Source organism: Exiguobacterium sp. s133 (assembly GCF_018618595.1).
GTDB classification, from domain to species: Bacteria; Bacillota; Bacilli; order Exiguobacteriales; family Exiguobacteriaceae; genus Exiguobacterium_A; species Exiguobacterium_A oxidotolerans.
Genome location: NZ_JACSMK010000014.1, coordinates 1 through 17,290 on the forward strand (window position 1 = coordinate 1; position 17,290 = coordinate 17,290).

At 47.8% G+C, this 17,290-nt stretch carries 21 protein-coding genes, 10 tRNA genes, 1 rRNA gene and 1 riboswitch; of the genes, 6 read left to right on the forward strand and 26 right to left on the reverse strand.

Annotated features, from left to right (window positions below):
• From KNP96_RS15085 to acpS, 20 genes are all read right to left on the reverse strand, one after another.
• Positions 1-63: ribosomal RNA gene (locus KNP96_RS15085) — 16S ribosomal RNA — on the reverse strand; the annotation flags it as partial.
• 134 nt (positions 64-197) lie between these two features.
• Positions 198-274, reverse strand: a tRNA-Ile gene (locus KNP96_RS15090).
• A gap of 19 nt (positions 275-293) precedes the next feature.
• Positions 294-370 (reverse strand) — tRNA-Arg (locus tag KNP96_RS15095).
• A 4-nt stretch (positions 371-374) separates the two neighbouring features.
• Positions 375-460: transfer RNA gene (locus KNP96_RS15100), tRNA-Leu, on the reverse strand.
• 17 nt (positions 461-477) lie between these two features.
• Positions 478-553: transfer RNA gene (locus tag KNP96_RS15105), tRNA-Lys, on the reverse strand.
• A 7-nt stretch (positions 554-560) separates the two neighbouring features.
• A tRNA-Gln gene (locus KNP96_RS15110) sits at positions 561-632 on the reverse strand.
• 4 nt (positions 633-636) lie between these two features.
• Positions 637-712: transfer RNA gene (locus KNP96_RS15115), tRNA-Asp, on the reverse strand.
• Between the two features lie 33 nt (positions 713-745).
• A tRNA-Val gene (locus KNP96_RS15120) sits at positions 746-821 on the reverse strand.
• 4 nt (positions 822-825) lie between these two features.
• Positions 826-900, reverse strand: a tRNA-Glu gene (locus tag KNP96_RS15125).
• Positions 901-949: 49 nt separating this feature from the next.
• Positions 950-1,041: transfer RNA gene (locus KNP96_RS15130), tRNA-Ser, on the reverse strand.
• Between the two features lie 9 nt (positions 1,042-1,050).
• Positions 1,051-1,125, reverse strand: a tRNA-Asn gene (locus KNP96_RS15135).
• A gap of 149 nt (positions 1,126-1,274) precedes the next feature.
• A complete protein-coding gene (locus tag KNP96_RS15140) occupies positions 1,275-1,715 on the reverse strand; it encodes a SprT family protein (protein WP_088838056.1) in 441 nt (146 codons plus the stop codon).
• Positions 1,712-3,832, reverse strand: a complete 2,121-nt coding sequence (locus KNP96_RS15145; RefSeq protein ID WP_214771668.1) for a Tex family protein — start codon at positions 3,830-3,832, stop codon at positions 1,712-1,714. The genes KNP96_RS15140 and KNP96_RS15145 overlap by 4 nt, the downstream gene beginning before the upstream one ends.
• 63 nt (positions 3,833-3,895) lie before the next feature.
• Positions 3,896-4,693: an RNA polymerase sigma factor SigB gene (gene sigB / locus KNP96_RS15150; protein ID WP_012371666.1), complete on the reverse strand. Its 798-nt coding sequence runs from the start codon at positions 4,691-4,693 to the stop codon at positions 3,896-3,898.
• Positions 4,659-5,141 (reverse strand): anti-sigma B factor RsbW, encoded by a 483-nt coding sequence (rsbW, locus tag KNP96_RS15155; protein WP_029331912.1) that lies wholly within the window; start codon positions 5,139-5,141, stop codon positions 4,659-4,661. Before rsbW ends, sigB begins: the two co-directional genes overlap by 35 nt.
• Complete coding sequence (locus KNP96_RS15160) at positions 5,138-5,464, reverse strand: STAS domain-containing protein (protein ID WP_088838058.1); 327 nt, start codon at positions 5,462-5,464, stop codon at positions 5,138-5,140. Before KNP96_RS15160 ends, rsbW begins: the two co-directional genes overlap by 4 nt.
• Positions 5,465-5,663: 199 nt before the next feature.
• The gene (locus tag KNP96_RS15165) at positions 5,664-6,014 is read right to left on the reverse strand and encodes a type II toxin-antitoxin system PemK/MazF family toxin (RefSeq protein WP_029331914.1); all 351 of its coding nucleotides are present in this window, start codon (positions 6,012-6,014) and stop codon (positions 5,664-5,666) included.
• A gap of 3 nt (positions 6,015-6,017) precedes the next feature.
• On the reverse strand, positions 6,018-6,242 hold the full coding sequence (locus KNP96_RS15170) for a hypothetical protein (RefSeq protein WP_012371670.1): 225 nt from the start codon (positions 6,240-6,242) through the stop codon (positions 6,018-6,020).
• Positions 6,243-6,381: 139 nt separating this feature from the next.
• Positions 6,382-7,458, reverse strand: a complete 1,077-nt coding sequence (gene alr / locus KNP96_RS15175; protein ID WP_214766435.1) for an alanine racemase — start codon at positions 7,456-7,458, stop codon at positions 6,382-6,384.
• Complete coding sequence (acpS, locus tag KNP96_RS15180) at positions 7,436-7,816, reverse strand: holo-ACP synthase (RefSeq protein ID WP_088838061.1); 381 nt, start codon at positions 7,814-7,816, stop codon at positions 7,436-7,438. The genes alr and acpS overlap by 23 nt, the downstream gene beginning before the upstream one ends.
• A gap of 68 nt (positions 7,817-7,884) precedes the next feature.
• Here acpS and KNP96_RS15185 point away from each other — a divergent pair, with 68 nt between their 5' ends.
• On the forward strand, positions 7,885-8,631 hold the full coding sequence (locus KNP96_RS15185) for a rhomboid family intramembrane serine protease (protein WP_214771671.1): 747 nt from the start codon (positions 7,885-7,887) through the stop codon (positions 8,629-8,631).
• A 68-nt stretch (positions 8,632-8,699) separates the two neighbouring features.
• Here KNP96_RS15185 and KNP96_RS15190 read toward each other — a convergent pair whose 3' ends face one another.
• Genes KNP96_RS15190 through KNP96_RS15200 form a run of 3 tightly spaced genes read right to left on the reverse strand, consistent with a single transcriptional unit; the run spans position 8,700 to position 9,749 of the window.
• The gene (locus KNP96_RS15190) at positions 8,700-8,963 is read right to left on the reverse strand and encodes a hypothetical protein (RefSeq protein WP_088838065.1); all 264 of its coding nucleotides are present in this window, start codon (positions 8,961-8,963) and stop codon (positions 8,700-8,702) included.
• Between the two features lie 23 nt (positions 8,964-8,986).
• The gene (locus KNP96_RS15195) at positions 8,987-9,484 is read right to left on the reverse strand and encodes a hypothetical protein (protein WP_214766433.1); all 498 of its coding nucleotides are present in this window, start codon (positions 9,482-9,484) and stop codon (positions 8,987-8,989) included.
• The gene (locus KNP96_RS15200) at positions 9,474-9,749 is read right to left on the reverse strand and encodes a 4a-hydroxytetrahydrobiopterin dehydratase (RefSeq protein ID WP_029331924.1); all 276 of its coding nucleotides are present in this window, start codon (positions 9,747-9,749) and stop codon (positions 9,474-9,476) included. Before KNP96_RS15200 ends, KNP96_RS15195 begins: the two co-directional genes overlap by 11 nt.
• Positions 9,750-9,913: 164 nt before the next feature.
• Here KNP96_RS15200 and KNP96_RS15205 point away from each other — a divergent pair, with 164 nt between their 5' ends.
• Together KNP96_RS15205 and KNP96_RS15210 are read left to right on the forward strand one after the other, a co-directional pair.
• Positions 9,914-10,447, forward strand: a complete 534-nt coding sequence (locus KNP96_RS15205; protein WP_029331926.1) for a cysteine hydrolase family protein — start codon at positions 9,914-9,916, stop codon at positions 10,445-10,447.
• Between the two features lie 16 nt (positions 10,448-10,463).
• Positions 10,464-11,915: a nicotinate phosphoribosyltransferase gene (locus tag KNP96_RS15210; RefSeq protein WP_088838068.1), complete on the forward strand. Its 1,452-nt coding sequence runs from the start codon at positions 10,464-10,466 to the stop codon at positions 11,913-11,915.
• A gap of 100 nt (positions 11,916-12,015) precedes the next feature.
• Here KNP96_RS15210 and KNP96_RS15215 read toward each other — a convergent pair whose 3' ends face one another.
• The gene (locus KNP96_RS15215; protein WP_088838070.1) at positions 12,016-12,345 is read right to left on the reverse strand and encodes a hypothetical protein; all 330 of its coding nucleotides are present in this window, start codon (positions 12,343-12,345) and stop codon (positions 12,016-12,018) included.
• A 143-nt stretch (positions 12,346-12,488) separates the two neighbouring features.
• Between KNP96_RS15215 and KNP96_RS15220 the strand changes: the two genes are divergently transcribed.
• Complete coding sequence (locus tag KNP96_RS15220; protein ID WP_088838072.1) at positions 12,489-12,980, forward strand: YwpF family protein; 492 nt, start codon at positions 12,489-12,491, stop codon at positions 12,978-12,980.
• A gap of 3 nt (positions 12,981-12,983) precedes the next feature.
• On the opposite strand, the gene KNP96_RS15225 is transcribed toward KNP96_RS15220, so the two are convergent.
• Complete coding sequence (locus tag KNP96_RS15225; RefSeq protein WP_088838073.1) at positions 12,984-13,559, reverse strand: histidine phosphatase family protein; 576 nt, start codon at positions 13,557-13,559, stop codon at positions 12,984-12,986.
• Between the two features lie 46 nt (positions 13,560-13,605).
• Positions 13,606-14,565 (reverse strand): alpha/beta hydrolase, encoded by a 960-nt coding sequence (locus tag KNP96_RS15230; protein ID WP_088838074.1) that lies wholly within the window; start codon positions 14,563-14,565, stop codon positions 13,606-13,608.
• 169 nt (positions 14,566-14,734) lie between these two features.
• Between KNP96_RS15230 and KNP96_RS15235 the strand changes: the two genes are divergently transcribed.
• Together KNP96_RS15235 and KNP96_RS15240 are read left to right on the forward strand one after the other, a co-directional pair.
• Positions 14,735-15,703, forward strand: a complete 969-nt coding sequence (locus tag KNP96_RS15235) for a metal ABC transporter solute-binding protein, Zn/Mn family (protein ID WP_088838076.1) — start codon at positions 14,735-14,737, stop codon at positions 15,701-15,703.
• A gap of 79 nt (positions 15,704-15,782) precedes the next feature.
• Positions 15,783-15,886, forward strand: a riboswitch (SAM riboswitch).
• Between the two features lie 80 nt (positions 15,887-15,966).
• Positions 15,967-17,274, forward strand: coding sequence for a Na+/H+ antiporter NhaC family protein (locus KNP96_RS15240; protein ID WP_214771674.1), 1,308 nt, complete (start codon positions 15,967-15,969; stop codon positions 17,272-17,274).
• Positions 17,275-17,290: the final 16 nt, after the last annotated feature.

Sequence of the window (17,290 nt, forward strand, 5' to 3'; positions counted from 1 at the left end):
GACTTGCATGTATTAGGCACGCCGCCAGCGTTCGTCCTGAGCCAGGATCAAACTCTCCATAAAGTGTTTGACTTGCTCGTTTTTGTGACCAAAAGTCACGTTGACGAAGCTTGCGCTTCATTCATTGTTTGTATCCGAAGATACGTTTTTGCCTCATCGTTCAGTTTTCAAAGTTCGTCATTGTTTGTTTTGAAAAATGGTGGGCCTAAGTGGACTCGAACCACCGACCTCACGCTTATCAGGCGTGCGCTCTAACCAGCTGAGCTATAGGCCCGTCAAAAGCAAACAAAATATGGTGCACCCTGAGAGATTCGAACTCCCGACCCCTTGATTCGTAGTCAAGTACTCTATCCAGCTGAGCTAAGGGTGCGATATGGTGCGGTCGAGAGGACTTGAACCTCCACAGTGTTGCCACCACTAGGCCCTCAACCTAGCGCGTCTACCATTCCGCCACGACCGCAATATTAAAATTTAAAATGGTGTGTCATGCAGGATTCGAACCTGCGACCCTCTGATTAAAAGTCAGATGCTCTACCAACTGAGCTAATGACACGAGAAAACTGGGCTGGAAGGGATCGAACCTTCGCATGCTGGAATCAAAATCCAGTGCCTTACCACTTGGCCACAGCCCAAAAATGGCGGTCCTGACGGGATTCGAACCCGCGATCTCCTGCGTGACAGGCAGGCATGTTAACCGCTACACCACAGGACCACATTTTTGTTACGTTAAGTATGAAATTGAAAATGGTGGAGGATGACGGGATCGAACCGCCGACCCTCTGCTTGTAAGGCAGATGCTCTCCCAGCTGAGCTAATCCTCCATTATGGTGACCCGTACGGGAATCGAACCCGTGATACCGCCGTGAAAGGGCGGTGTCTTAACCGCTTGACCAACGGGCCATAAAATATGCAATAATTATTCTTAAGTAACATTTTCACATAAGAGGTCTGGCGGAGATGGAGGGATTCGAACCCTCGCACCAGTTTCCCGGCCTACACCCTTAGCAGGGGCGCCCCTTATAGCCACTTGGGTACATCTCCAAAAGATAATGGCTCCGCAAGTAGGATTTGAACCTACGACCTACCGGTTAACAGCCGGTTGCTCTACCACTGAGCTATTGCGGAATGTTGTGTTCGTTTCGGAGCACTTTTATATAGTAGCAACTTTCTTTCTTGCCGTCAATGCTTTTTTAAAAAAGTTTTTAGTGACGATAAGTTGTTTAGTTGCTGTCGTTTTGACGACTTCTATAATTTATCACGCTCCGAAATGAACGTCAACTACTTTTGTAAAAAATCTTTCCACGACACTTCCCACAGCGGTACTTCTCCGGATTCATCTTTCTTTTCCTTCTATATAATGTACCGCATTTATGACATTCGTATTGATGCGATTTTTTTTCGTCTCCGTCTAATCGCGGACTGTACCGTAAGCCACCATACTTCATCAACCAGTCTTTAAAGTCTTGATCTTGATGACGATGTCCCCGTCCTGCGAGGTGAAGATGATAGTGACAAAGTTCATGAACTACGATGCCACGAAAGGTTTTGGCGTCCGTTACATAGCGTCGATTAAAGTCAAGATGATGATCCGTCAAAAAATAACGGCCACCTGTCGTGCGTAGTCTTTCATTAAAAACGGCCTTGTGTCTAAACGGTAAAGCAAACACGTCGAGCGAAAGCTGCTCGACGTATTGCTGTAATTGTTCGTTCGTCATGATGGACTGACCATCGTTAAACCGATTCTGCCACGTTCCGGTTCGACACTCGTCACCCAGACCGTCACGATTTCTCCGACGGCGATTACGTCGAGCGGGTGTTTGACGCGTCGTTTACTTAACTTCGAGATGTGGACGAGTCCACTTTCCTTTACACCGATGTCGACGAATGCTCCAAAGTCGAGCACGTTCCGGACGGTCCCTTGGAACTCCATCCCAACCTGGATCATGTCTAACGATAAAACATCTTGTCGTAAAATCGGTTTATCCAGCGCCTCCCGCGGATCGCGCTCCGGACGCTGCAAGGCTTCAATGATATCTCGGAGCGTCGGTTCACCAATCTCGAGTTGTTCTGCCGTATCCTTCACTGGAAGTTCCGCTAACTTCGTGCGGAGTTCTTCCGTCCCGACGGTCGTCAGCGCTAACTGAAGCTGCTTAAACAGTTGTTCGACAGTTTTATACTGTTCCGGGTGAATCGGTGTCCGGTCCAGCGGATGCGTCCCTTCAGGAATACGAAGGAAACCGGCTGCCTGCTCGTATGCTTTCGCTCCGAGACGCGGCACTTTTAACAGTTCTTTCCGTGAAGCAAATGCCCCGAGTTCAGAACGTCGTTCGACGATTTTTTTCGCTGTCGCCTTCGTGATTCCCGCTACATACCCGAGCAAGGACTCAGACGCCGTATTCACATCGACACCGACTTGGTTAACGACGGTCTCAACGACAAAGTCGAGTGTTTCCTTCAGTTTCACTTGTGTCACGTCATGCTGATACTGACCGACCCCGACTGATTGAGGATCGACTTTAACAAGTTCAGCTAACGGATCTTGAAGACGACGGGCAATCGAGATCGCTGAACGTTGCTCGACTTGGAGGTCCGGGAACTCCGTACGCGCGATTTCTGAAGCCGAGTAAATACTTGCGCCCGCTTCGTCGACGATCGTAAAAGCGACTTCCGTATGCCCTTTAATCCAGTCCGCTACAAAGGATTCGGTTTCACGGGATGCCGTCCCGTTGCCAATCGCTATCAGCTCGACACCATATTTCTTCACCAGTTCTGATAATTTAGTACGGGCTTCCTTCGCTTTTTGTTCAGACATCGTGACGTAAATAACGCCGACTTCTTTTAATTCACCCGTCGGATCAATGACTGCCCACTTACACCCTGTCCGGTAAGCCGGGTCGAGTCCTAACATGACTTTCCCTTTCATCGGTGGTTGCATATAGAGTTGGCGCAAGTTTTTACCAAAGACTTCAATCGCTTGGTTCTCCGCCTTCTCCGTCAATTCATTTCGGATTTCACGCTCAATTGCCGGGAAAACAGATTTTTTATATCCTGTTTTGACTGCTTCTTCAACAAGCAGGCGCTTTTGTTCGGGCAACCGATTAAAAGGACGAAGTAAGTATGGCAATACTTGCTGCTCGTCTAACATGACTTTCACGGACACGATTTTTAAGGCTTCCGCCCGGTTGATTGCTAAAATCCGGTGCGGCACGATTTGACGGACCCGCTCGTTGTACTCATAGTACTGGGCAAAGACCTTTTTCTCATCGACGGCATCCTTTTTTTGTTTCGTCACGATTTCTGCAGCACGGTGTGTCACTTGACGAATGTAATCGCGGACAGTTGCTTGTTCGCCCCACTCTTCCGCGATGATTGCTTCTGCACCAGCGACTGCCTCTGCTTCTTCAAGCCCTGCGAACAATTTTTTGAAGCCCGCTTCTTCATAGGGTTTCGGCGAACGGAGCCACTCTGCGAGTGGCGCGAGCCCTGCCTCTCGTGCAATTTCCGCTTTCGTCCGTCGTTTCGGACGGAACGGTAAGTATAGGTCTTCAATCTGTTGTAACGTCGTCGCTTCACGCAACGCTTGATTCAATGCCTCGGTCATCACACCCTGCTCTTCGATTTTCCGAAGGACATCGTCACGTTTAGTTTCGAGTTGCGTGATGCTTTTATGTCGATCGAGGATCGCCTTGATTTCGACTTCGTCGAGCTCACCAGTTTGCTCTTTACGATAACGTGCGATGAATGGAATTGTTCCTCCATCTTCCGTCAACTGTAAGACGGCTTTCACTTGCTGGGGTCGTAAATTCAATTCTGTTGCGATTCTCTTCTCCATTTTTCCTCACCTCCCCCTCATTATACCGAAGAATCGACAGAAAAAAAGACTGACGCCATGGCATCAGTCTTTCGAGAATACTTCATTCGGTTCTACTTTGATCGCTTCTCGTAATTTCTGCAACGCCCGGCGTTGTAAACGCGAAACGTGCATTTGCGAAATACCGAGAAGTTCTCCCGTTTCTTTTTGGCTCATGTTGCGGTAATACGCACATTCAAGAATCGAACGCTCACGGTCTGTCAGTACAGCAAATGCTTTTTCAAGAATCAGCTTCTGGTCGACCGAGTCATAACCATTTTCCTGGTTACCGACTAAATCAAGTAAAGTGACCGTGCTGCCCTCTTGATCCGCTTCAATCGAGCTATCAACGGATAACGCTTGATAGCTTTTACCCATTTCGAGTGTTTCGAGCACTTCCTCCTCTGACACTTCAAGACGCGCAGCGATTTCGTCGATTCGCGGTGAACGTTGTAGTTCAGTCGTCAATTCTTCGACAGCTTTCTTAATCTTAGGACCTAGCTCTTTAATTCGACGCGGAACATGGACGCTCCATGTTTTATCCCGAATGAATCGCTTGATTTCGCCGATGATTGTCGGGACAGCGAACGATTCGAAACTTCGTCCAAACTCTTTATCGAAACGACGAAGTGCGGCAAGCAATCCAATCATCCCGACTTGAACGAGATCATCATGAATCGGACGGCCACGTGAGAATTTACGGGCGAGCGCCTCGACGAGATCCGAGTAACGGGCGAGTAGCGCGGCATGGACTTCTTCATCTTGGTCATCTTGTTGATACAGATCAATCAGTCGAAGGACTTCGTCATCACTGTGATGGCGTTGTTGAGACTTTGCTGGCACTTTGACCCACCTCATCTCTATTCATATATTTTGTCATATGGACAGTGACGCCGTTTGCTTTTTCGATCGTGACTTGATCCATCAATGCCTCAATCATCAAGATCCCTAGTCCCCCCTCATGCAGTGAGTCTAGATCGTGCGAATCCGTAATTGGTTCACTTTGGCGTTTGACGCTATCTTTATCAAATGTCACACCGTTGTCTTTGACGATGATTTCAAGACGATCGTCCGGGTAAACGTTACATGTTAAGCCCATTGATCCGTCTTGCTGGTCTTCATAAGCATGTTGAACAGCATTCGCACATGCTTCAGAAACAGCAATTTTGATGTCTTCGATATCATCATACGTATAGCCCATGCGGTTTGCGACACCTGAAACCGTCAAACGCGCGATTGCCACGTATTCAGGTTTTGCAGGTAGTGTCATTTCAAGTTGTTCGTTTTTCATTGCGTGCCACCTCGTACACCACTGTCGATTGTAATGATGCTTGAAAGACCTGTAATTTCAAAAAGACGACGAATACGTTCTGAAACACCAACAAGCGTAAACGATGTACCATTTTTCTTCGATGCTTTAAGCGCTCCGACGAATACACCGAGACCTGTCGAATCCATGTAATGAATTTCATCCAAGTGAACGACGACATCATTTGCTTCTACAGCGGGAACGAGTTCTTGACGAAGTTTTGGTGCCGTATACGTATCAATCTCTCCTACGATATAGAGATGCGTCTGACCATCTAGTTGCTCTGTTCTAATTGTTAAATCCATCTTCAAGTTCCTCCTCAAGGAAATATGCTATATGATTTCTCTCTGTTTCATCAGTTGATTGTAAATAAAGTGGCTCCTTAAAAAAAGTCACTTAAGTATATTTCCCGCATTAAAACACTTCTAAACCTATTTTTAAAAATTTAGTCAAAAAAAGTCGCATACAAATGTATCGACTCTTCTCGTGCTTCTATGTAGGTGCCTAAAAATCAATCAAGCCTAAGCTGATTGCAACGGCACTATTCACTTTCATCATCGTCTCAGGATCCAGGTGTGTCACCTTATCCGTCAGACGGCGCTTATCGATCGTACGGACCTGCTCAAGTAGGATGACCGAATCACGTTCTAATCCGTGTCGCTCTCGATATACTTCCACATGGGTCGGTAGTTTGGCTTTGTCGATCTGTGCCGTGATCGCAGCCACGATAACAGTAGGGCTGAATCGGTTACCAATATCATTTTGTAGGACAAGGACAGGACGTACTCCTCCTTGTTCCGATCCGACCACAGGTGACAAATTTGCATAAAACACGTCGCCACGTTTGACTATCAAAGCTTACACCCCGCTTACTTGACGTAGGAGCGAGAACTCCGCCTCCGTTTCAATCTGGAACATTTCACCAACGATTGATAAATTGATTGCTGCCATTTCTTCGTAACCACGCTTCAATTCCTCACGTAGCTGACGCTTGCGTTCTTCGGTCGTATGGTTCGACTTCATCCCAATCGTCTCCTTCGCTACATTTCGCTCAACAAACTGCTTTTCCCGTTGTTGGACCAAGATAATGGCACCTCCAGATTCACTGAAACCTTAACGAACGACTCACTTTCTACTTCAATATATCAGTCGAATTCAGAAAATACAATCAAAATTCAAAGAAATAACATTTTTTTGCCATCATATTGATGGTTTTTTAAATTTATTTTCGCGGCACACGTTTTGAAAATTGACAAAGGACTTCATAGTTAATCGTCCCTAACCAGTGTGCTGCTTCATCAATCGGTGCGCCCGTTCCAATTAACGTCACTTCTGTGCCGACAGGGTATTCCTGCGGTAAACGAATCATTAACCGGTCCATACAGACACGACCGACGATTTCACACGGTTGACCGTCGACGATGAGTGAGTACCCTTGAAAACGTCGCGACCACCCATCGGCGTAGCCGATCGGGACGGTCCCGATCCATTCGTCCGTCGGTGCCGTGTACGTCGCCCCATAACTGATCGTCTGTCCGGGTTCGACGCACTTGACTTGCATCAGCTGACTCTTCAATGAAAATGCCGGCTGAAGGAAATCATAATATGGAATCATCTCGTCAGACGGCATCGCGCCGTAAAGGGCAATCCCGATGCGGACGATATTAAACGGGTCATCCTGACCTGCGAGTCGAATCGCAGCAGCAGAATTCGCCGCATGGATATATCGCACGTGCGGTACGCGTTCGACGAAGCCGAGAAACGTCGTCCGTTGCTGTTCGAACAGACGGCTCGACAGTTCGTCCGCTGTCGCGAAATGTGTATAAATTCCTTCGAGCTCAAGCAAATCAGAATCGAGCTCCATTAAAAGTTCATCCAGTTCTTGCATCGTTTGCAGACCGAGCCGTCCCATCCCACTATCGACCTTAATATGAATCCGAAGCGAATCGATTTCCGTCAGATGTTGTTTTGCTTGCCGTAACCACTCGGCTGAAAATACAGGAACCGCCACATCATAATTCGAAGCGACGGAGACATGCTCCGGCAATAACGTCTCGAGCATGAGAATCGGTGCTTGGATACCTGCTTCGCGCAGCTCGATTGCTTCTTCAAGAAGAGCGACGCCAAGTAAGTCAGCCCCGTTTTCCAATGCAATTTCTGCCACAGTGATCGCACCGTGCCCGTAGCCATCCGCTTTGACGACGGCCATCATCGATTGGTCGCCGATTCTTGCCTTTATCTCGCGTACATTGTGTGCAATCGCAGCACGATCAATCTCAATCCACGTCGGTCGGTACATCGCCATCCCTCTTTTCTAATAAGACTTGTGCTGCCGCATAATGATCCGAATGCGTAATCGATACATGAATCATACCGTCAAACGGCCCCGTCATGATAGGGCGACCTGATGTTTCATTTAGTACTTCAAGATCGCGCCAAGACACTTCTCGCCCAATCCCCGTGCCGAGTGCTTTGACAAACGCTTCTTTTGCAGCGAACCGTCCCGCGAGATATTCAAGTCGGCGTCCGTTCGCCAATGTTTCATACCGCGCTTGTTCACGATCCGTCAAAATACGTGTCAGCATCCGGGGTTGACGTTCGAGTGTCAGACGAACGCGTTCTAATTCAATCAAGTCAAGACCGATACCATAAATCATTCCCTACGCCTCCACAGTTCTATTCTTCGTCCACTTCATATAGAATGAAAGTGAAGCGAGGTGTTGTCATGTTTAGTCGAACGGAAAATCTACAAACGTTCACACGTTCTTATCCGGTCGTTTCGTTGTTCATTTTAATCCAAGTCGCTCTGTTTGTCATCGAGCAGTTGAATCAGTTACTCGGCTTTGGTTTCTCTCCACTCAGTTATGGTTCAGCGATTAATTTATTCATCGCGAAGGGCGAATGGTGGCGTGTCGTCACGGCGACATTTTTACACTACGATTTTTGGCACATTGCCTTTAATACGTTTGCGTTGATTATTTTCGCTCCTGCGCTCGAGCGGATGATCGGGCATGTGAAATTTGCCATCTTTTACTTGCTTGTAGGAACGCTCGCTAACGTGTTGACGTATGTCACGTTGAGCGATAACTTATTTTATGGACAGGCGGGAGCATCTGGAGCCATCTTAGGTTTGCTTGGCTTTTACGTTTATCTCGGTCGTTTTCGTCGGACGATCATTTCTGTCGAAGATGCACGACTCGTCTACATCTTTAGTGCCATCACGGCCGTCTTTACACTGATCGGCTCGAACGTTTCCGTCTTCGGTCACTTGTATGGTTTCCTCCTCGGATTCCTAGCTGGATTCATCTTCGGAAAAAGCGCTGTTCCGTTCACACGTCCGTTTAATACGGGTCAACGGGCGACGTTCGGTGGTCATGTCGTTCACTCGACAGGATCCGGTCAAACGGGACGCATCGTGTTTTATGTCATCGTTGCCTTTGCCGTTTTCGGTCTACTCGCGCGATTCATCTAATCTACAAAAAAAAGCGCCTTGTCTGATTCCGTACTACGGAAAACAGACTCGGCGCTTTTTTCTTATTCTTACTTCCGGAAAGATTCCGCAAGATCCTTCACATCGTCAATCAGATTATGGATGGTTTCTTGATTATCTGTGTAGAGGGCACGAATTTCTTCAAAACGTCCTTTTGGATCTTGTTTGACTGCCGAAAGTTGTGTGCCGGCTCCGCCAAACGCACGCTTCGTCGCTTCGATTTGTGCTTGGCGTGTATCTTTATGAAGTAATGAGAGTGTTGCTCCGATTAGTGCGCCACCTACTGTTGCGAGTACAAAATAATTCTTTTTCATCTGGTTCTTCCCCCTGTGTCATTTTAATGTAATGGTGGTACAAGTTGATAACGTTTCATAATTGGAGAAGGCGCAAACGACTTCCCTGCCTCTTCAGCATACTGATCAACCGTCAAGCGTTCAACTGATTTTGCGTAACGTGACGCATCTCCTTCGTCCTTGAATTGAATCAATAACACGAGATCCGTCGCCCGTTCGACGCGGGCAATCCGTAAGGCTTGAAAACTGCCATATTCTGCCCCGAGTACTTTCGGGTCCGACATGACCTGATGGATGAAAAGATCGCCGCTATTTTGATCTGCCGGAATCGACCAGTAAAAAATCGTCCCCTTCTCATCAAAATTACCACGCGTTTCGAGGAGTGTATAGCTGTTCCCGCTTTGAAACGGTGACTTTCCGTCCGTTTCAATCCAGAGTAATGCTTCTCCGCTTCCACCCGCTGCCCGAATTTGAGCATCACGCGAGCGAATTTGGTCGACAAAGTTACCGCTACCGAATGTAATGAATAGTTTAGATGGCATCACAGGCCTCCGCGAGTTCGAAGTCTTTCCCAGTCAACCCGCCGGCATCATGTGTCGTCACGGCGAGCGTCACCTGTTTATAATCAATCATGATCCGCGGGTGATGATTCAAGTGTTCTGCTAAAGAACCGACCTCTTGAACAAAATCAAGTGCCGCCGGAAAAGAATCCAATGTGTAGATGCGTACGATTTCGTCATCGACGACGCTCCAGTCATTCAGACCTTCTAAACGTTCTTCTACCTCATACTCATTCAACCGTTCCATTCCATTCTCCTCCTCTACTATCGTTTTCGTCCTATACCTTATACCCTACTTTCCTTACTTCTTATACCTCTACTCGTTCGATTTCTTCCTTTTGCCTTCGAAGTGAGATAGAGTACAATGTGAAAGAGAACACTATATCCCATTCAGGAAAGGGGCTATCGCTCATGCGCGCTCTTATCGTTATTGATTATACGTTTGATTTCGTCGCCGATGAAGGTAAGCTGACTTGCGGTAAACCGGGTCAACTCATCGAAGGACGCATCGCATCGCTCATGGATGAATTTTCGACGAACGATTATGTCGTCATTGCAAACGACCTTCATGAAGAAGGCGACACATTCCATCCGGAAACCGTCCTCTTCCCGCCTCATAATATTCGGGGAACACACGGACGGGACTTATTCGGACAGGTCGCAGAGATGGCACGTGTTGCGGATCATGTCATCGACAAGACGCGCTATAGCGCCTTTGCTGGGACGGACCTAGATTTACGTCTTCGTGAACGGCATATCACAGAAGTTCACCTCGTCGGCGTTTGTACAGACATCTGCATCTTGCACACTGCTGTCGACGCGTACAATCTCGGCTATAAAATCGTCGTCCATGCTGACGCCGTCGCCAGCTTCAATGCGGCCGGCCACGACTGGGCACTCACACACTTTAAACAATCGATCGGCGCAGAAGTCGTCGGCGAATAAGAAGGGATCTGTCTTCATGTTACAACGTAATCTTGCACTTCATACTGACCTCTATCTTCCGAGATGGATGTATATCTACTGGAAGGAAGGGCGCCATAATGAACGTGCTGTTTTTGACGTCTATTACCGCAGCAATCCATTCGAAGGTGGTTATGTCGTCTTCGCCGGTCTTGAAAATATCATCGAATATATCCAGACACTCCACTTCACAGAAGAAGACATTACGTATCTTCAAACGATGATCGGGTTCCCGGATGAATTCAAGGATGAGTTACGTAACTTTAAATTCAATGGCTCCCTCTCGAGTGTCAAAGAAGGCGAAATCGTCTTCCCGAACGAACCATTAGTCCGGATTGAAGCACGGATTTTTGAGGCGAAGTTACTGCAAACGGCCATCTTGAACATCGCCAATCACGAATCGTTGATTGCGACAAAATACGCACGGATTCGGCAGTCGGCACCAGGCGCGAAATTCCTCGAAGCCGGTTCACGCCGCGCCCAAGGAATCGATGCTGCTTACTTCGGAACACGTGCCTCTTATTTAGCCGGGTTCGACGTGACAAGCCTCGCGTCGGCCGGCCGCGACTTTGGTATCCCATGTGGTGGAACGATGGAGCATGCAGATATCCAGTTTCATGATGATGAGTTGACGGCTTTCCGGACGTTCGCATCGCATTATCCGGATCAGGCGACACTGCTCGTCGATACGTACGATACGCTTAAAAGCGGACTCCCGAACGCGATCACGGTCGCAAAAGAACTCGCAGCAGACGGACATAAGTTACGCGGGATTCGAATCGATTCCGGCGACTTATCCTACCTATCAAAACGCGCCCGGAAGATGCTTGATGAAGCCGGCTTACTCGACGTCGAAATTGTCCTGTCTGGTGATTTAGACGAATATGTCATTCAAGACCTTCGCATCCAAGGGGCACAGGCAAACACCTTCCTCGTCGGAACACGCGGCATCACGGCGTACGAACAACCGGCGCTCGGCATGGTCTATAAACTCGTCGCCCGCGAAATTGACGGCGAACTTGCACCCGTCATCAAAGTTTCGTCTTCAAAAGCGAAGACGACGACACCGCATATCAAGGAGGCGTACCGCATCGTCGACCCGGAAACGAACAAGTTCAAAGGCGACTACATCACGTTACTCGATGAAGATCCGAGTCAACTCGACTTCGTCGATTTGATTGACGTCCGTGACCCGTCGTTCCGGAACCGGATTGAAAACTTTAAGGTTGAACGGTTACTTGCACCGATCTTTAAGGACGGTGAACTCGTGTATACCGTTCCGACGATTGAAGAAAGTCGTCAGTTCCACGAACAGCAAATCGGACGCCTGTGGGAAGAGTACAAACGTCTACGTCTACCTGAAATCTATGCCGTCACGTTCAGCGACCGTCTCTGGAAACTGAAACTCGACATGATTCGGAAAACACGCCTCGCAAGTGGTGTAAAATAACAAAATCAAGCAGCCTCAAGAATCAAGCTTCTTGACGGACGTCTTGAAAGGCTACCTTTTCATCTCCCTCTCATTTTTCTATACGCTAAAAACAGCCCCTTCAACTGAAGTGGGCTGTTTCGTTTGGGTGAGCAGTCATTTTGGCTGTCGCTTGTTCCATTTGTTGACGAAAGTACCACGCAAAACCAAGCGCACCTCCGATGAAGACGATATAGGTAATCCGTTGACCGAACTCAGCAAGAGAATCGGCGTAAAAGATACTAATTAAATGATCACTTCCACTGATAAGAAGCAAACAGGCGATCAGGAGCGCTATGCGGTACGCAAGCGTCGGGCGATCTTTTGGCTCAGCATGCCAATACATGATGATGTGATGGGCAAGTAAGATAATCCCCACGATTCCTAATATTCCTATAAGTGCTTGCGGCATAATAAACGGTCCTCCTGTTTCTGATTTCTAGTTCCATTTAAACATAGTTCGACTCGAAGACGTTACGAAAAGTTTCGCGCAGGCGACAGACTCACGTTATACTGAAGAAAATCACGTACGAACAACAAAAGGAGGAGTTCTTTTTGAAAACCTTTAAATTGTGTACATTACGTATTCTCATGGATGAATCAGGGCGAGATACGACAATCCCCGTTCAGATTAAAGATGGGCTGACGGTGAGTACCGACCAAACCGCCCAGTGGGTCGCTGAAATCGTCGTCACCGACACCGATCAACCGATTTTGAAAGAACTGTTCGAGAAAAAGCTGCGCGCTTTGATTGAAATCACGATTTCACGGCCGGACAATGACCCCGCCGCCATGATCGTCACGCCTTATGAAAGTACGCAATTGAGCGAAGGCGTCTCTTATCTCTTTACCGGTAAGATGGTCATGATGAAAAATGATTTATCCGAATCGATTTTGCGTGAAGTCGTCGAAGACAACTTTACTGGCGAAGAGCTGATTCAAGAATATAAAGACCGACGCTCTAAACGTGGTGCTCATATCACGAGCATCGCGAAAGAAACGTTTAAACAGTACTTACAAGAACATCCGGCAACCGTCGAAGGATGATGTTCAAATTGTGATATGGTCCGCTACATTAATCCGCTCAATCTCATAACGGTCGGAAAAACGAATGTAATTCGCACATGCATTTTTTAACGGCGTCCGGTAACTGAATGTCTCATCAATCGAGGAGAGTGCCGCTTTAATCGTATGCGAATGGCAGACGACTAAGAGGCGTTTTCCTCGATATTTTTCTGTCAGTTCTTCAACCGCACTGAAGACACGCTGTTGAATTTCCGCTTCCGTTTCAAGCCCCGGGACGCGCTCTGCATCATTTGCCTGCACTGCTTCGTAAATTCCGGCGACCGGTTCACCGGAAGCCGTTCCAAATTCGCGCTCGACAAGCCGTTCATCCGTTTCCGTCAAGCTTAGACCGATCGATTGACCAATGATTTCAGCAGTTTCGACAGCTCGCGATAGCGGACTTGAAATCAAGACGTCCCACTGTTCTTCTGCCAGGTAGGCAGCACTGAGAGCCGCCTGTTTTCTACCGGTCTCGTTAAGCGGTATATCTTCACGTCCTTGAATCCGCTCGTTTAAGTTCCAGTCCGTTTGACCGTGTCGTACTAAACAAATTTCCGTCATATTGCAGTCTCCTTCTAAAGAAATATGACTGATTGTATCATGTTTCCTAATGAAGCGCCTCTCGTTTCGGTAAGACAAGCACTTGACAACTGAAGGCTTCGATTCGTTCGAGCAAACGTTCAATTTTGAGTGGATTTTCAGTTTGGGCAAAGCTCGCCAGCGAATGTGTGCCATTCGGGAAAGAGAATAATCGAACATCCGCCCCGACATCCGCCCCCTTCTCAACAAAGTGGAGTGCTTGAGCAAACGGGACAATCGGATCCTTTTTTCCGTGCAGCAGCATGATCGGCGGCGAGTCGGAACTTAAATGTGTCGCCGGGGAGACACGCATCATCAACTGTCGCCATTCTTCACGTCCACCCCCATAAAACTTGATATGGGCAATCCAGGTTTGAATGAATTTAAACAACAGAAAATTCGTCGGCGGATACAAGGCGATGACTCCACTGATTAAAGGAAGATGCGCCTCCGCCTGTTCGCCGATAAATTCAGTCGGGGCAAGCGCCGTCGTCAACATTAGGGCTCCACCTGCTGAATCACCCCATAAAAGCATGCGACCGCGCGCGATGCGTAATTCATCCGCTTGTTGATTTAAAAAACATAAGGCATCTCGAACATCTTCCAGGTTGTCCGGAAAGTAGCTGCCATCCTCAAATAAACGATAGTCGATGCTGCAAACGGCAATCCCGAGTTCTAAAAACCGGTCGATGATTGGAGCAAAACTAAACACATCATCACGGTTTCCACGAACGAATGCGCCGCCATGAGCATAAATCGCGACCGGAAACGGCCCTTCTCCCGGTGGATAATAGATATCTAACGTCAAGTCCTGCTGATTGACCGTCTTGTATAAAAGATTTCGTGGTGCTAATTGCTTTTCGGTAAGCGGCAAGACCGGCTCCGTCCATCTGAGTAAGGCTCCATAATTATTCCAAATACTCGCACCAGCAGCAGCCGTCGTCAAAATAGCGGCGCCACCCATCAACCATGCTGTTTCACGTTTCACCTCATCACCTCCAAGGCTCATTCCGATTTCACTTCTACTCTTCTCTTACCCGATTTATTTTGAACTAGAACTTCACAACATTCCGACTTGACGCTTTAATTTCCGTCGGATATAGTTAGAAAGTCCAAATCGGAACAATTACGTTTTAATTATCTTGGAGGGTTCATATATGAAAAAAATCATTCCAGCGTTAACCATCGCGACAGTAACTGCCAGTCTGCTCGCCGCATGCGGCTCATCGACTTCAAATTCAGACGAAGACGGTAAATTGCAAATTTATACGTCGACGTTCGCCACGGCAGCCATCGCCAAAGAAATCGGCGGAAAGGACGTCCAGGTCGAATTAATCGTTCCCCCTGGCGCCGACCCGCATTCGTATGAGCCGACTCCGAAGCAACTGACGACGATTGCGAAAGGCGATCTATTTTTACTTACCGGCACAACCCTTGAGCCGTACTCTGAAAAGATTAAGGAAAGTTTAGCCGGTAATTCCATTCGTTTTGTCGAGACAAGTAAAAATATCGACTTACTCGAAGCTTCCGCTTCGCTTCATACGCACGAAGAAGACGCACACGATGACCATGATGATCACGAGGCTGAAGAAGAGTCGCACGATCATGGACAATACGATCCGCATGTTTGGCTCGACCCGAACAACGCCAAGAAAATGGCTGACTCGATTACGACCGCGTTAGCAAAGGAAGCACCTGACCGGAAGGAAACGTTTGATAAAAACCTCGCACTCTTTAACAAACAAGCAGATGAACTCGACCAAAATTTACAAAAAGCTGTTGACTCCGGTTCGAAAAAGGAGCTTCTCGTCACGCATGCCGCATACGGGTACTTGGCGGAACGTTACGGTTTCACGCAACTGCCGATTGCCGGTATTTCACCGTCTGACGAACCGTCCCAAAAACAGCTGGCTGCCATCGTCAAGGAAGCAGAGATGCATGACTTAAACTATATCGCCTTCGAAGAGACGGTGTCGCCAAAGGTCGCCCGTGTCATCCAAAAAGAAATCGGTGCCGAATCGATTACGATTCATAACCTCGAGTCCGTCGCAAAAGATCAACAAGATCAATCGTACTTTGATTTGATGAACGAAAACGTGACGACGCTCAAACAAGCACTGCAGTAAGGTACAGTTGACAAGCATTAAAAGATACGTTAGGGTAATAAACGTGTTTTAAACAACGACTAAACAACTAAATGACTTCTTTTTATCGCGAGAAACGGAGGGACTGGCCCAATGATGTTTCGGCAGCGGACGATTGATTCGTACTGTGCCAAATCCAGCAAGCTATGGCTTGAGAGATAAGAAGAGCGTCTTTTTCAGTAAAGACCTCCTTCTTTCTTGCGAAGGGGTCTTTTTTTGTATGCTGAAGAAATGGAGTGATTCACATGAACGAAACGGTTACGCCGAACAAATGGGCGTTGTTCCCCTTGTTCGTTTTCCTTGTATTATTCATCGGTGCAGGAATCTTCTATAACGACTTTTACAAATTCCCCATCTTGATTGCAGCTTTAATCGCCTTGATTTTTGCTGCTGCGACATCTAAGGGAGACATCAACCAGACCGTCGAGCGGATTGCCCGCGGTGCCGGAAATCCGGACATCATGATCATGGTCTTCATCTTTTTACTCGCTGGCACATTTTCTGGAACAGCGAATGCAATCGGAGCCATTGATGCGACCGTCAACGCTGCACTCAGTTTCCTACCCCAGTCTCTTTTAATGAGTGGATTGTTCATCATTGCCGCTTTCATCTCGATGGCGATGGGAACTTCGACCGGCACAATCGCTGCCCTTGCACCGATCGCACTCGGGATTCATGACGCGACGGGTGTCAATGTCGCACTCGCCGCTGCTGCCGTCGTCGGTGGAGCAATGTTCGGTGATAACTTATCGTTTATCTCAGATACGACAATCGCCGCTGTCCGGACACAAAAAACGAACATGCGTGATAAATTCAGAACGAACTTTTTAATCGTCTTGCCTGCTGCCGTCATCACTGTCATCTTACTCGCTTTCGTGTCAGGTTCCGGAGATGTCGTCGAAGCGAAAGCATTTGAATTTTATAAGCTGATTCCGTATCTTTCCGTCATCGCGCTCGCACTCTTTGGTGTCAACGTCATTCTCGTCTTACTCGGCGGGACGTTATTGACAGGCATCATCGGAATGATCGACGGTAGTTTCGGAGTAAGTGGGTTTGTCCTCGCGATGTCTGACGGATTGATGGGGATGGCAGAAATCTCAATCTTGACGTTGCTGATGGGTGGACTCGTCAGCCTGATCACCTATAACGGTGGAATTGCTTATCTCAAAGAAACGCTGACACGAAAGATTTCGAAACGCCGGGGAGCTGAGTTCAGTATGGCTGCCCTCGTCAGTGCAACGAATCTCGCAACAGCAAATAATACGATTTCGATTCTTGTCGCCGGTCCGCTCGCTGCTGAAATCGCGGATACGTATGACATCGACCGGAAGAAGTCAGCCAGTATCCTCGACCTCTTTTCCTGTGGTGTTCAAGGAATCATCCCGTACGGAGCGCAACTTTTGATTGCCGCTGAATTGACGAAAACGGCGTCACCCGAACTGATTCCTTATTTGTTCTATCCATTTTTACTGTTCGTTTGTGGATCACTGGCAATCTTCTTCGGCTTCCCACGCCGGAAGAGCGATGCCGCACAGAAAAACAACATGTCGTAAAACAAACAACCCCCGT